General features: G+C 64.8%; 13 protein-coding genes. 6 read left to right on the top strand and 7 right to left on the bottom strand.

Annotation, left to right across the window (positions count from 1 at the left end; all coding sequences use genetic code 11):
* Positions 1-33: 33 nt before the first annotated feature.
* From M8A51_RS01485 to M8A51_RS01455, 7 genes are all read right to left on the bottom strand, one after another.
* Positions 34-1,347 (bottom strand): citrate synthase, encoded by a 1,314-nt coding sequence (locus M8A51_RS01485; protein ID WP_251776343.1) that lies wholly within the window; start codon positions 1,345-1,347, stop codon positions 34-36.
* Between the two features lie 29 nt (positions 1,348-1,376).
* The gene (locus tag M8A51_RS01480) at positions 1,377-1,646 is read right to left on the bottom strand and encodes an FAD assembly factor SdhE (protein WP_251776342.1); all 270 of its coding nucleotides are present in this window, start codon (positions 1,644-1,646) and stop codon (positions 1,377-1,379) included.
* Between the two features lie 37 nt (positions 1,647-1,683).
* Positions 1,684-2,391, bottom strand: coding sequence for a succinate dehydrogenase iron-sulfur subunit (locus M8A51_RS01475; protein ID WP_251776341.1), 708 nt, complete (start codon positions 2,389-2,391; stop codon positions 1,684-1,686).
* Positions 2,392-2,417: 26 nt separating this feature from the next.
* Positions 2,418-4,193, bottom strand: a complete 1,776-nt coding sequence (sdhA, locus tag M8A51_RS01470) for a succinate dehydrogenase flavoprotein subunit (protein WP_251776340.1) — start codon at positions 4,191-4,193, stop codon at positions 2,418-2,420.
* Between the two features lie 5 nt (positions 4,194-4,198).
* Complete coding sequence (gene sdhD / locus M8A51_RS01465) at positions 4,199-4,597, bottom strand: succinate dehydrogenase, hydrophobic membrane anchor protein (RefSeq protein ID WP_251776339.1); 399 nt, start codon at positions 4,595-4,597, stop codon at positions 4,199-4,201.
* Positions 4,598-4,617: 20 nt separating this feature from the next.
* Positions 4,618-5,037: a succinate dehydrogenase, cytochrome b556 subunit gene (gene sdhC, locus M8A51_RS01460; protein WP_251776338.1), complete on the bottom strand. Its 420-nt coding sequence runs from the start codon at positions 5,035-5,037 to the stop codon at positions 4,618-4,620.
* A 107-nt stretch (positions 5,038-5,144) separates the two neighbouring features.
* Positions 5,145-5,921, bottom strand: coding sequence for a GntR family transcriptional regulator (locus M8A51_RS01455; protein ID WP_251776337.1), 777 nt, complete (start codon positions 5,919-5,921; stop codon positions 5,145-5,147).
* Positions 5,922-6,125: 204 nt separating this feature from the next.
* Between M8A51_RS01455 and M8A51_RS01450 the strand changes: the two genes are divergently transcribed.
* The 6 genes from M8A51_RS01450 to prpF all read left to right on the top strand — a co-directional run bounded on the left by M8A51_RS01450 (position 6,126) and on the right by prpF (position 14,128).
* Positions 6,126-7,112, top strand: a complete 987-nt coding sequence (locus tag M8A51_RS01450) for a malate dehydrogenase (RefSeq protein WP_251776336.1) — start codon at positions 6,126-6,128, stop codon at positions 7,110-7,112.
* 91 nt (positions 7,113-7,203) lie between these two features.
* Positions 7,204-8,247, top strand: coding sequence for an HpcH/HpaI aldolase/citrate lyase family protein (locus M8A51_RS01445; protein ID WP_407062186.1), 1,044 nt, complete (start codon positions 7,204-7,206; stop codon positions 8,245-8,247).
* A gap of 2 nt (positions 8,248-8,249) precedes the next feature.
* A complete protein-coding gene (gene prpB, locus M8A51_RS01440) occupies positions 8,250-9,134 on the top strand; it encodes a methylisocitrate lyase (RefSeq protein WP_251776335.1) in 885 nt (294 codons plus the stop codon).
* 9 nt (positions 9,135-9,143) lie between these two features.
* Positions 9,144-10,304: a bifunctional 2-methylcitrate synthase/citrate synthase gene (gene prpC, locus M8A51_RS01435; RefSeq protein WP_251776334.1), complete on the top strand. Its 1,161-nt coding sequence runs from the start codon at positions 9,144-9,146 to the stop codon at positions 10,302-10,304.
* A gap of 9 nt (positions 10,305-10,313) precedes the next feature.
* Positions 10,314-12,905, top strand: a complete 2,592-nt coding sequence (gene acnD, locus M8A51_RS01430) for a Fe/S-dependent 2-methylisocitrate dehydratase AcnD (protein ID WP_251776333.1) — start codon at positions 10,314-10,316, stop codon at positions 12,903-12,905.
* Positions 12,906-12,934: 29 nt separating this feature from the next.
* On the top strand, positions 12,935-14,128 hold the full coding sequence (gene prpF / locus M8A51_RS01425) for a 2-methylaconitate cis-trans isomerase PrpF (protein WP_251776332.1): 1,194 nt from the start codon (positions 12,935-12,937) through the stop codon (positions 14,126-14,128).
* Positions 14,129-14,230 lie beyond the last annotated feature (102 nt).

Here is a 14,230-nt window from a genome sequence, read left to right as displayed (position 1 = left end):
TGGCGACAGGTCGAGGAGACCGGCCAGGACTCCTCAGCCTCGTTGGCCGATCGGTTTCACGTCGCGCTTGCCGGAGCCGACATAGAGCTGGCGCGGACGGCCGATCTTGTACTCGGGGTCGCCGATCATCTCGTTGAGCTGGGCAATCCAGCCGACAGTCCGTGCCAACGCGAAGATCGCGGTGAACAGCGATACCGGGATCCCGATCGCACGCTGGACGATGCCGGAGTAGAAGTCGACGTTCGGGTAGAGCTTGCGCGAGACGAAGTATTCGTCTTCCAGTGCGATCTTCTCGAGTTCCATCGCCAGCTTGAACAGCGGGTCGCCGCCCAGGCCCAGCTCGGTCAGCACTTCGTGACAGGTTTCACGCATCAGCTTGGCACGCGGGTCGTAGTTCTTGTAGACCCGATGGCCGAATCCCATCAGGCGCACGCCGGAGTTCTTGTCCTTGACCTTGCCGATGAACTCACCGATCTTGGCCACGCCGCCCATCTTCTGGATGTCTTCCAGCATGTTCAGGCAGGCCTCGTTGGCACCACCGTGCGCCGGGCCCCACAGGCAGGCCACGCCCGCGGCAATGGCCGCGAACGGGTTGGTGCCGGACGAGCCGCACAGGCGCACCGTCGAGGTCGAGGCGTTCTGCTCGTGGTCGGCATGCAGGATGAAGATGCGGTCGAGCGCGCGCACCACCACGTCGTTCGGCTCGTACTCCTCGCACGGTGTCGCGAACATCATGCGGGTGAAGTTCGCGGCGTAGTTCAACGAGTTCTTCGGATAGATGTACGGCTGGCCGATCGAGTACTTGTAGGCCATCGCCACCAGCGTCGGCAGCTTCGCGATCAGGCGAATCGCCGAGATCTCACGGTGTTCCGGGTTGTTGATGTCGGTGCTGTCGTGATAGAAGGCCGACAGTCCGCCCACCAGGCCGGTCAGCACGGCCATCGGATGTGCATCGCGGCGGAAGCCGCGCAGGAAGAACTGCATCTGCTCGTTGACCATCGTGTGGTTGGTCACCCGGGAGACGAAATCCTTCTTCTGGGCTTCGTTCGGCAGGTCTCCGTACAGCAGCAGGTAGCAGGTCTCGAGGAAATCGCAGTTCACCGCCAGCTGCTCGATCGGGTAGCCGCGATACAGCAGCTCGCCCTTGTCGCCGTCGATATACGTGATGCTCGAATTGCACGACGCGGTCGACAGGAAGCCCGGGTCGTACGTGAACTTGCCGGTCTGCGCATACAGCTTGCGGATGTCGATCACATCCGGGCCGATGGTGCCCTTGTAGATGGGCAGCTCCATGTTGGGGCTGCCATCGGAGAACGAAAGGGTGGCTTTCACGTCTGACGGTGTCATGGCATTTCCTTGGGGGTTTTCGAGAGTCGTTAGGCCGGTTGGCGCATCGACCGGAGGACCTCGCGGACCTCGGGCCGATCTAGTTCGCCGTCCGGTTCCTTGCGGGCCAGCAGCAGATCCAGCAGATCGTTGTCGGACAAGTCCATCAGGGCCTGCAGCCCTTGCGCCTGCCGCACCGTCAGGGTGCTCTCGTGGCGAGCGAAGAACCGCTCGACGAACAGGTCGTTCTCGAGCAGGCCACGGCGGCAACGCCAGCGCAGCTTGCTCAGGGCCCGTTCGTCGAGAAGCGCAGTGTCCATGATAGGCCTTGCTTGCAGCTGAACAGCCTGAAGCGGCTTACACCGCGCGCCTGACCATCAGTTCCTTGATCTTGCCGATCGCCTTTGTCGGGTTCAGCCCCTTCGGGCAGACGTCGACGCAGTTCATGATCGTGTGGCAACGGAACAGGCGGTACGGGTCTTCCAGGTTGTCCAGGCGCTCGCCGGTCGCTTCGTCGCGGCTGTCGGCGATGAAGCGGTAGGCCTGCAACAGGCCGGCGGGCCCGACGAACTTGTCAGGGTTCCACCAGAAGCTGGGGCAGCTCGTGGAGCAGCTCGCGCACAGGATGCATTCGTACAGACCGTCGAGCTCTTCGCGCTCCTCGGGCGTCTGCAGGCGCTCCTTCTCGGGCGGCGGGGTGTCGTTGACGAGGTAGGGCTTGATGGAATGGTACTGCTTGAAGAACTGCGTCATGTCCACGATGAGGTCGCGGATCACCGGCAGGCCGGGCAGTGGGCGCAGCACGATGGTGCCGGGCAGCGTGCGCATGTTGGTCAGGCACGCCAGGCCATTCTTGCCGTTAATGTTCATTGCGTCCGAGCCGCACACGCCTTCACGGCAGGAGCGACGGAACGACAGGGTCGGATCGACCGCCTTGAGCTTGACCAGCGCGTCCAGCAGCATGCGCTCGTTGCCCTCGAGTTCGATCTCGAGGGTCTGCATGTAGGGCTTGGCGTCCTTGTCCGGGTCGTAGCGGTAGATCTGGAAGGTACGTTTCTGGCTCATCGTGGGTTCCTGCGGGTGTGACGCCATCAGAAGGTGCGGACCTTGGGCGGAATGGATTCCACCGTCAGCGGTTTCATGTTGACCGGCTTGTAGTCCAGCCGGTTGCCTTCGCTGTACCACAGCGAGTGCTTGATCCAGTTGGCGTCGTCGCGGCTCGGGTAGTCGTTGTGCGCGTGGGCACCGCGGCTTTCCTTGCGAGCGGCGGCCGAGGTCATCGTCGCCTTCGCGGCTTCGATCAGGTTCTCGACCTCCAGCGCCTCGACTCGGGCGGTGTTGAACACCTTGGACTTGTCCTTCAGGCCAATGCTCTTCACGCGCTGATCGACCTCGAGGATCTTCGTCACGCCCTCATCCATCATGGCCTGGGTGCGGAACACGCCGGCATGCGCCTGCATGGTGTTGCGGATGTCGTTGGCGACGTCCTGCGCGTATTCGCCGCCCGAAGCCGAGTCGAGACGCGCCAGGCGCTCCAGCGTGCGGTCGGCGGCCCCCTTCGGCAGCGGCTTGTGCGACTTGTTCTTCAGGTTGTAGTCGACGATGTGATTGCCGGCCGCGCGGCCGAACACCACCAGGTCGAGCAGCGAGTTGGTGCCCAGGCGGTTGGCACCGTGCACGCTCACGCAGGAGCACTCGCCCACTGCGTACAGGCCGTTCACGATCTGGTTCGGCACGCCGTTGTTCGGTACCACCACCTGGCCGTAGACGTTGGTCGGAATGCCGCCCATCTGGTAGTGGATGGTCGGCACGACCGGGATCGGCTCCTTCGTGATGTCGACGTTCGCGAAGTTGTGGCCGATCTCATAGACCGACGGCAACCGCTTCATGATGGTCTCGGCGCCGAGGTGGGTCATGTCGAGCAGCACGTAGTCCTTGTTCGGACCGCAGCCGCGCCCTTCCTTGATCTCCTGGTCCATCGAGCGCGAAACAAAGTCGCGCGGCGCCAGGTCCTTCAGCGTCGGCGCATAGCGCTCCATGAAACGCTCGCCATTGGCGTTGCGCAGGATCGCCCCCTCGCCGCGGCAGCCTTCGGTGAGCAGCACGCCCGCGCCGGCCACGCCCGTCGGGTGGAACTGCCAGAACTCCATGTCTTCGAGCGGGATGCCGGCACGTGCCGCCATGCCCAGGCCGTCGCCGGTGTTGATGAATGCGTTGGTCGATGCCGCGAAAATGCGACCGGCCCCACCGGTGGCCATCAGCACCGTCTTGGCCTCGAGGATGTAGACCTCGCCGGTTTCCATCTCGAGCGCCGTCACGCCGACCACGTCGCCCTCGGCATCGCGGATCAGGTCGAGCGCCATCCATTCGACGAAGAAGTTCGTGCGGGCGCGCACGTTCTGCTGGTACAGCGTGTGCAGCAACGCGTGGCCGGTACGGTCGGCAGCGGCGCAAGCACGCTGCACCGGCTTTTCGCCATAGTTCGCAGTGTGGCCACCGAAGGGGCGCTGGTAGATCGTGCCGTCGGGATTGCGGTCGAACGGCATGCCGAAGTGCTCGAGTTCGTAGACGACCTTGGGCGCCTCACGGCACATGAACTCGATGGCGTCCTGGTCGCCGAGCCAGTCGGAACCTTTGACGGTGTCGAAGAAGTGGTAGTGCCAGTTGTCCTCGCTCATGTTGCCGAGCGAGGCGCCGATGCCGCCTTGTGCGGCGACCGTGTGCGAGCGGGTCGGGAAGACCTTGGACAGCACCGCGACGTTGAGCCCGGCCAGCGCCAGCTGCAGCGAGGCGCGCATGCCGGAACCGCCGGCGCCGACGATCACGACGTCGAACTTGCGGGTGGGGAGAGACGTTCCGATTTGCATTTCTTTCAAAGCCTCCACAGGACCTGGATCGCCCAACCGGCGCAACCGACCAACCAGACGATGGTGAACACCTGCAGCGCGAGCTTCGCTCCTACGGGCTTGACGTAGTCCATCCAGATGTCGCGCATGCCGACCCAAGCGTGGTACAGCAGCGAAAGGATCACGACGAAGGTGAGCACCTTCATCCATTGCTGGGCGAAGATGCCCGCCCATTTGTCGTAGCCGACGATCTCACCCAGCCTGTTGCCGGCTTCGTCGCGGCGGTACCAGGGCCACAGCGCCTGAACCAGCACCGCCAAGGTGAACAGCGCCATCAGGACGCCGGTAACGCGCTGGGCCAGCCAGTCGCGCATGCCATAGTGGGCGCCGACCACCAGGCGCTTGGAACCGTAGTTTTTGTTCATCGGGGGGATCTCTCTCGGGCTCAGGACCAGAACAGCTTGACGCCGAGCGCCACCGTCAACAGCACGCTCGCGGCCAGGGTGAACACCGCGGAGTTCTTGCCCTGCTCCTTGCTGACGGCATGGAACATGTCCATCCAGATGTGGCGCAGGCCGGCAATGAAGTGGTGCAGATAGGCCCAGATGAGCGCCAGCACCACGAGCTTGATGAACCAGCCGGGCAGGCCCAGCAGGCCGGCGGTGAAGGCGCTGGTGAATTCGCCGTAGGAAATTTCGGACGTGAGGCTCTTATCGAACAGCCAGATGATGAACGGCAGCAGCACGAACATCAGCAGGCCGCTGGCACGGTGCAGGATCGACACGACCCCGGCCAGGGGCAACCGGTACTGGAGCGCATCGACCAAGCGCATCGTCCCGGGTCTTTGTTTTGCAATTTCGGGCATACCCAACCTTTTCGCTATGAAGAGACGGCTGTAACGACGGTGAAACCAGTCGATTTTATTGCAACGCACCAACGGTGCGTCGCTTCACGTCATCAAACACCGCACCGTCAGCTCACTTCATTGCGATAGAAGTGCGCGGCCGTGTTGTACAGACCGCGGCGAAACTCCACCGGCTTGTCGCCGTAGGTATGCGACAGACGCTCCACACTGAGCAGCGGGGAGCCCTCGGAGACATTGAGCAGCGACGCGGAAGTGGCGTCGGCTGCCACGGCGCGCAGCTTCTCCTCGGCGCGAATCATCCGGACGCCAAATTCGGTTTCGAACAGCGCGTACATGGGCCCCCGGTAGTCGCTCAACCGCTCGGCGGTGAGCCCCTTGAACAGCCCACCATGCAGCCAGATGTCGTCGAACACGACGGGCTGCTCCTTGAACGACAACACGCGCCGGATCTGCAATGCGGCATCACCGGACCTGAGTTCGAGCGCGCGGGCCACGTCGGCCGGAGCGCGCAGGCGGCGACAGTCGATGAAGCGGCGCTCGACGGGGCCAACCTCTCCGTCGTCGGGCATCAACCGCAGGAATCGATACTGCACCTTCTCTTCGGTGTGGGTCGCCACGAAGGTGCCCTTGCCCTGGCGACGCACCAGCAGGTTCTCGGCAGCCAATTCGTCGATCGCCTTGCGCACGGTGCCCTGGCTCACCTTGAAACGGGCAGCCAGATCGACCTCGCTCGGTATCGCCTCGCCGGGCTTCCATTCGCCCGACTGCAGGCTGCGGGTGATCAATGCCTTGATCTGCTGGTACAGCGGGCTGAATGCGGGCCCGGACGCTTCGATGGCGGCCGCAGAAAGGTCCGACAGAGATGAGGGAGGCTGAGTCGCCATGGGCGCGATTGCAACACAATGCCACCCTGAAGTCCAGGAACAGATGAATGATGTCTTATATAAGACATAAGACTGTTGACATCATGGAAACCGAGGCATAGACTCCCCTACACTTCGCGCTGGAGCAGGCCGACCCGTGTCTTGGCGCACGAACGGGTTGCCTCGACGTTCCATCCACAAAACGATACTCTGGAGTCTCCTCAAATGAGCAAGCAACCCGTACGCGTGGCCGTCACCGGCGCGGCTGGCCAGATCGGCTATGCCTTGTTGTTCCGCATCGCCTCCGGCGAAATGCTGGGCAAGGACCAGCCCGTCATCCTGCAACTGCTGGAAATCCCCGACGAAAAGGCCCAGAAGGCGCTCAAGGGCGTGATGATGGAACTCGAGGACTGCGCCTTCCCGCTGCTGGCCGGCATGGAAGCGCACAGCGACCCGATGACTGCCTTCAAGGACACCGACTACGCACTGCTCGTCGGCGCCCGCCCGCGCGGCCCCGGCATGGAGCGCAAGGACCTGCTGTCCGCCAACGCGCAGATCTTCACCGCGCAGGGCAAGGCCTTGAATGCAGTCGCATCGCGCAACGTGCGCGTGCTGGTGGTCGGCAACCCGGCCAACACCAACGCCTATATCGCGATGAAGTCGGCCCCCGATCTTCCGCGCAAGAACTTCACCGCGATGCTGCGCCTGGACCACAACCGTGCGCTGAGCCAGATCGCGGCCAAGACCGGCAAGCCGGTCTCCCGCATCGAGAAGCTGGCCGTGTGGGGCAACCACTCGCCGACGATGTACGCCGACTACCGTTTCGCGACCATCGACGGGCAGCCCGTCAAGCAGATGATCAACGACGAGGAGTGGAACAAGAACACGTTCCTGCCCACGGTCGGCAAGCGCGGTGCAGCCATCATCGAGGCACGCGGCCTGTCGTCGGCCGCGTCGGCCGCCAATGCGGCGATCGACCACATGCGCGACTGGGCCCTGGGCACACACGGCAAATGGGTCACGATGGGCATCCCGTCGAACGGCGAGTACGGTATCCCGAAGGACGTGATGTTCGGCTACCCCGTCACCACCGAGGGTGGCGAGTACAAGATCGTCGAGGGCCTGGACATCGACGCCTTCTCGCAAGAGCGCATCAACCTGACGCTGAAGGAGCTGCAGGAAGAGCAGGACGGCGTGAAGCACCTGCTGTAAGACCGCGGCCCCGGGGTCAACCCCAAGAGGAAGGCCGGCAGCGCACAGCTCGTCGGCCTTTTTTTCGGACCTGAATTTACGTATACGTCAATTGACCTTTCCTCACCAACCCGCCGCCCCGCATCCGAAGCAGGCCCTGTTCGAGGCGGGCGAGGCGCTGCCGACGCTGCCCGCGTGCGATCACTACTCGGGCGTGGAGACGCGCATGCGCAAGAGCCTGGCGTTGCAGGCGGAACTGGGTGAGCGCTTCGGCAGCGCAGTGTTCGACGCGACGCTGGACGCAGAAGACGGCGCTCCGGTGGGCGGCGAGCGCGAGCATGCGCTGTTGATCGCCGAACTGGTGAACGGTGCTGGCAATCGCTGGAACCGTGTCGGCGCGCGCGTGCATCCGATCGACCATGCCGTGTTCGACGAAGAGGTCCACACCCTGCTTTCGCACTGCGGCGACCGGCTGGCCTACCTGATGGTGCCGAAGCCCAGGCATGCGCAAGACGTCGCCGAGGCCTGCCGGCGCATCGATGCGATCACGGCCGGCATCGGCCTGCCACGCCGGGTGCCCGTCCATGTACTGATCGAAACGCACGGCGCGCTGCGCGACGTCTGGCATATCGCCGCTCACCCGCGCGTCGAGTCGCTGTCTTTCGGCCTGATGGACTTCGTCTCGGCACACCGCGGCGCCATTCCTGCGCACGGCATGAGCGCCGAGGGACAGTTCCGCCACCCGCTGGTGCTGCGCGCCAAGACCGAGATTTCCGCCGCCGCCCATGCGGCCGGCAAGACCCCTTCGCACGGCGTCGTCACCGAGTTCAACGACCTCGACGCGCTGCGCGCGGCAGCGCGCAAGGCCGCGCGCGAACTCGGCTATACCCGCATGTGGAGCATCCACCCGAATCAGATCCTGCCCATCGTCGAAGCTTTTGCGCCCGACGAACAGGACGTCGAGGACGGCGCTGCCATCCTGCTGGCCGCGCAAGCCGTCGGCTGGGGGCCCGTGCGCCACAAGACACGAGGCAGCGACACGCTGCACGACCGCGCGAGCTACCGCTACTACTGGCATGTGCTGGAACGCGCGCATCGCACCGGACGCGCGCTGCCGCCTGCAGCCCTTGCCGCCTTCTTCACGGAGACATCCTGATCATGAGCACCCTCACCCCCGGCGCACGCTTTCGCGAGGCGCTGCAACAGGAATCACCGCTGCAGGTCATCGGCGCGATCAACGCCAACCACGCGCTGCTCGCACAGCGGGCGGGCTATCGCGCGATCTACCTGTCGGGCGGCGGGGTCGCCGCCGGCTCGCTCGGCATGCCCGACCTCGGCATCAACACTCTCGACGACGTGCTGACCGACGTACGGCGCATCACCGACGTGTGCGAGCTGCCGCTGATGGTGGACATCGACACCGGCTTCGGCCCCAGCGCGTTCAACATCGCACGCACGGTCAAGAGCCTGATCAAGTTCGGCGCTGCCGCCTGCCACATAGAGGACCAGGTCGGCGCCAAGCGCTGCGGCCACCGACCGGGCAAGGAGATCGTCTCTGCCCAGGAAATGGCCGACCGCGTGAAGGCCGCCGCCGACGCGAAGACCGACCCGCGCTTCTTCCTGATCGCCCGCACCGACGCGATCGCTGTCGAGGGCGTCGATGCCGCGATCGAGCGCGCGCTGAAGTGCGTCGAAGCCGGCGCTGACGGCATCTTCGCCGAAGCCGCCTATGACCTGCCGACGTATCGCAGGTTCGTCGACGCAGTGAAGGTTCCGGTGCTTGCCAACATCACCGAGTTCGGCAAGACACCGCTGTTCACCGTGGACGAGCTGCGCTCGGCGGATGTCGCGATGGTGCTCTACCCGCTGTCGGCCTTCCGCGCAATGAACAAGGCCGCCGAAGCCGTGTACCAGGCGATTCGCCGCGACGGGCACCAGAAGAACGTGGTCGACCTGATGCAGACGCGCGATGAACTCTACGACCGCATCGGCTACCACACCTACGAGCAACACCTGGACGCCCTCTTTGCGGCCAAGAAGTAAGGAGACCCCATGAGCCAGCCCCCCACCGCAGCGCCCGGCTTCAAGCCGAAGAAATCCGTCGCCCTGTCGGGCACTGCCGCCGGCAACACCGCACTGTGCACCGTCGGTCGCACAGGCAACGACCTGCACTATCGCGGCTACGACATCCTCGATTTCGCCGGATCATGCGAGTTCGAGGAAATCGCCCACCTGCTGGTGCACGGCAAGCTGCCCAACGTCTCGGAGCTGGTGGCCTACAAGAGCAAGCTGAAGGCGCTGCGCGGCATCCCTGCTGCGGTGAAAGCCGTGCTGGAACAACTGCCCGCCGGTGCACACCCGATGGACGTGATGCGCACCGCCGTTTCCACGCTCGGCTGCGTGTCGCCCGAGAAGGACGATCACAACCATCCCGGTGCACGCGACATTGCCGACAAGCTCATGGCGAGCCTGGGCTCGATGCTGCTGTACTGGTATCACTACAGCCACAACGGTCGGCGCATCGAGGTGGAAACCGACGACGACTCCATCGGCGGGCATTTCCTGCATCTGCTGCACGGCAGCCGGCCGAGCGAGCTGTGGGTGCAGGCCATGCACACCTCGCTGATCCTGTACGCCGAGCACGAGTTCAACGCTTCCACCTTCACTGGCCGCGTGATCGCTGGCACGGGCTCCGACATGTACTCGGCCGTCGCGGGCGCCATCGGGGCGCTGCGCGGACCCAAGCACGGCGGCGCCAACGAAGTCGCGTTCGAGATCCAGAAGCGCTACGACTCGCCCGACGAGGCCGAGGCCGACATCCGCCGCCGTGTCGAGAACAAGGAAGTCATCATCGGCTTCGGCCACCCGGTCTACACGCTCAGCGACCCGCGCAACAAGGTCATCAAGGACGTCGCACGCCGGCTGTCGGTCGACGCGAACAACATGAAGATGTTCAGCATCGCCGAACGGCTCGAGTCGATCATGTGGGACGTGAAGAAGATGTTCCCCAACCTGGACTGGTTCAGCGCCGTGAGCTACCACATGATGGGTGTGCCGACGGCGATGTTCACGCCGCTGTTCGTGATCTCGCGCACCTCCGGATGGAGTGCGCACATCGTCGAGCAACGCATCGACGGCAAGATCATTCGCCCGAGCGCCAACTACGTGGGGCCGGAAGATCTGAAGTTCGTGCCGCTCGAGGAACGCAAGTAAGGAACGATGATGAACACCGCCTATCGCAAGCGATTGCCCGGCACCGCGCTCGACTGGTTCGATGCGCGCGCGGCCGTTGACGCAATCCAGCCGGGCGCCTGGGACACGCTGCCCTACACCTCGCGCGTGCATGCCGAGAACCTGGTGCGCCGCTGCGACCCCGCCATCCTGACCGACAGCCTGAAGCAGCTCATCGAACGCAAGCGCGAACGGGACTTTCCATGGTTCCCGGCGCGCGTGGTGTGCCACGACATCCTCGGCCAGACCGCGCTGGTCGATTTGGCCGGGCTGCGCGACGCGATCGCCGAGCAAGGCGGCGACCCGGCGAAAGTGAACCCGGTCGTGCCGGTGCAGTTGATCGTCGATCACTCGCTGGCCGTCGAGTGCGGCGGCTACGATCCCGACGCCTTCGCCAAGAACCGTGCGATCGAAGACCGACGCAACGAAGACCGCTTCCACTTCATCGACTGGACCAAGCTCGCGTTCGAGAACGTCGACGTGATCCCGCCGGGCAACGGCATCATGCATCAGATCAACCTGGAGCGGATGTCACCGGTGATCCATGCGCAAGACGGCGTCGCCTTCCCCGACACGCTGGTGGGCACCGACAGCCACACACCGCACGTCGATGCCCTGGGCGTCATCGCGATCGGTGTCGGCGGCCTGGAAGCCGAGAACGTGATGCTGGGCCGTGCCTCGTGGATGCGCCTGCCGGACATCGTCGGCGTCGAGCTTTCAGGCAAACCACAGCCCGGCATCACCGCGACCGACATCGTGCTGGCCTTGACCGAGTTTTTACGCAAGGCCAAGGTCGTCGGCGCCTATCTCGAGTTTCATGGCGAAGGCGCCTCGGCGCTGACGCTGGGCGACCGCGCGACCATCTCCAACATGGCGCCCGAGTACGGCGCCACCGCGGCGATGTTCTTCATCGATGCGCAGACCATCGATTACCTGAAGCTCACCGGCCGCGACGACGAACAGGTGAAGCTGGTCGAGACTTACGCGCGGCAGGCCGGCCTGTGGGCGGACAGCCTCGAGACGGCGCAGTACGAGCGCACGCTGCAGTTCGATCTGTCGAGCGTGGTGCGCAACATGGCCGGCCCGTCGAACCCTCACGCCCGCGTGGCGACGACCGATCTCGCCGCCAAGGGCATCGCCGGCAGTTGGCAGGACGTGCCGGGACAGATGCCCGACGGTGCCGTCATCATCGCCGCGATCACCAGTTGCACCAACACCAGCAACCCGCGCAACGTCATCGCGGCCGGCCTGCTCGCCCGCAATGCCAATCGGCTGGGCCTCGCGCGCAAGCCGTGGGTAAAGACGTCGCTGGCGCCCGGCTCCAAGGCAGTGTCGCTGTACCTGGAGCGCTCAGGCCTGAAGGGTGAGCTCGAGGAGCTCGGATTCGGCGTCGTCGCGTTCGCCTGCACCACCTGCAACGGAATGTCCGGTGCGCTGGACCCGAAGATCCAGCAGGAAATCATCGACCGCGACCTGTACTCCGTGGCGGTGTTGTCGGGCAACCGCAACTTCGACGGACGCATCCATCCCTACGCGAAACAGGCGTTTCTGGCCTCGCCGCCCTTGGTCGTCGCCTACGCGATCGCCGGCACGATCCGGTTCGACATCGAGCGCGATGCGTTCGGTACGGACGCCACCGGCAAGCCGATCACACTGAAAGACCTGTGGCCCTCGGACGAGGAGATCGACACCATCGTCAGATCGAGCGTCAAGCCGGAGATGTTCCGTCAGGTGTACATCCCGATGTTCGAGCAACGCGAACAGGCCAGCTCGAACGTCAGCCCGCTCTATGACTGGCGCCCGCAGAGCACCTACATCCGCCGCCCGCCGTACTGGGAGGGCGCGCTGGCAGGCGAACGCACGCTCAAGGGCATGCGCCCTCTGGCGGTGCTGGGCGACAACATCACGACCGACCACCTGTCGCCGTCGAACGCCATCCTGCCGGACAGTGCTGCCGGCGAATATCTGGCGAAGATGGGCCTGCCCGAGGAGGACTTCAACTCCTATGCGACGCACCGGGGCGATCATCTGACCGCCCAACGCGCCACCTTCGCGAACCCGACGCTGAAGAACGAGATGGCCGTCGTCGACGGCAAGATCAAGCCCGGGTCGCTCGCCCGCATCGAGCCGGAGGGCAGGATCACGCGCATGTGGGAGGCCATCGAGACCTACATGCAGCGCAAGCAACCGCTGATCATCGTTGCCGGCGCCGACTACGGCCAGGGATCGTCGCGGGACTGGGCCGCCAAGGGCGTGCGGCTGGCCGGCGTGGAGGTCATCGTGGCCGAAGGCTTCGAGCGCATCCACCGCACCAACCTGATCGGCATGGGGGTGCTGCCGCTCGAGTTCAAGCCGGGCGTGAACCGCAAGACCTTGAACATCGACGGCACCGAAACCTACGACGTGACCGGCGAGCGCGAGCCGCGCGCCGACCTGACGCTGGTGATTCATCGCCGCAACGGAGAGCGCGTCGAGGTGCCGGTGACGTGCCGGCTCGACACCGCGGAGGAGTTGTCGATCTACGAAGCCGGCGGCGTGCTGCAACGCTTCGCGAAAGACTTCCTCGAGTCGACGACGCACTGACCCGCACGGCGGAGACAAAAGGCAAGCCAATGGCCCATGCACGACAGATCAAGATCCCCGCGAGCTACATGCGCGGCGGCACCAGCAAGGGCGTGTTCTTCCGCCTGGAAGACCTGCCCGAGCGCTGCCGCGTGCCCGGTGAGGCACGCGACCGGCTGTTGCTGCGCGTGATCGGCAGCCCCGACCCCTATGCCAAGCAGATCGACGGCATGGGCGGGGCGACGTCGAGCACCAGCAAGACGGTCATCGTTGCGCCGAGCACCCGGCCCGACCACGACGTGGACTACCTGTTCGGTCAGGTGTCGATCGACCAGCCTTTCGTCGACTGGAGCGGCAACTGCGGCAACCTCTCGTCGGCGGTCGCGCCGTTCGCCATCGGCGCCGGCATGATTGACCCGGCGCGCATTCCCCGCAACGGCGTCTGCGCCGTGCGGATCTGGCAGGCCAACATTGGCAAGACCATCGTCGCGCACGTGCCGATCACCGAAGGCGTGGTCCAGGAAACAGGCGACTTCGAGCTCGACGGCGTGACGTTTCCTGCGGCGGAAGTGCAGCTGGAGTTCATCGACCCGGCCGATGAGGGCGAAGGCGACGCCGGGGGCGCGATGTTTCCGACCGGCAAGCTGGTCGACGAGCTCGACGTGCCGGGCATCGGCACCTTCAAGGCAACGATGATCAACGCCGGCATCCCGACCGTGTTCGTCAACGCCAGAGACATCGGCTACACCGGGACCGAACTGCAGGAGGCCATCAACGGGGACGCGAAGGCGTTGATGATGTTCGAGACGATCCGGGCCCACGCTGCCGTGCGCATGGGCTTGATTCGGCACATCGACGAAGCCGCCAAGCGCCAACACACGCCCAAGATTGCCTTCGTCGCCCCGCCGGCCGGCTACACCGCATCCAGCGGCAAGCATGTGGCCCCCGGCGACATCGACCTGCTGGTGCGCGCACTGTCGATGGGCAAGCTGCACCACGCGATGATGGGGACCGCGGCGGTGGCCATCGCAACGGCGGCTGCCATTCCAGGCACTCTGGTGAATCTCGCGGCCGGCGGTGGCGTTCAACAGCAGGTGCGTTTCGGTCATCCGTCGGGCACGCTGCGTGTCGGCGCCGAGGCGCGCCAGCAGAACGGAGAGTGGGTGGTCACCAAGGCCGTCATGAGCCGCAGCGCCCGGGTGCTGATGCAAGGCTGGGTGCATGTGCCGGCCGATGCATTCTGATTCGCAAGTCGCCAAATTTGTCTCGTTCCAGTCTCGCTGGGCGTGGTGTTACAAAACGCACCGTCTCACAATCCGAAGTCTTCCCACCTGTGAGAGAGAGGA

The organism is Caldimonas mangrovi (genome assembly GCF_023721835.1).
Taxonomy (GTDB): domain Bacteria; phylum Pseudomonadota; class Gammaproteobacteria; order Burkholderiales; family Burkholderiaceae_C; genus Caldimonas; species Caldimonas mangrovi.
This window is presented reverse-complemented; position numbering and strand designations above follow the sequence as displayed.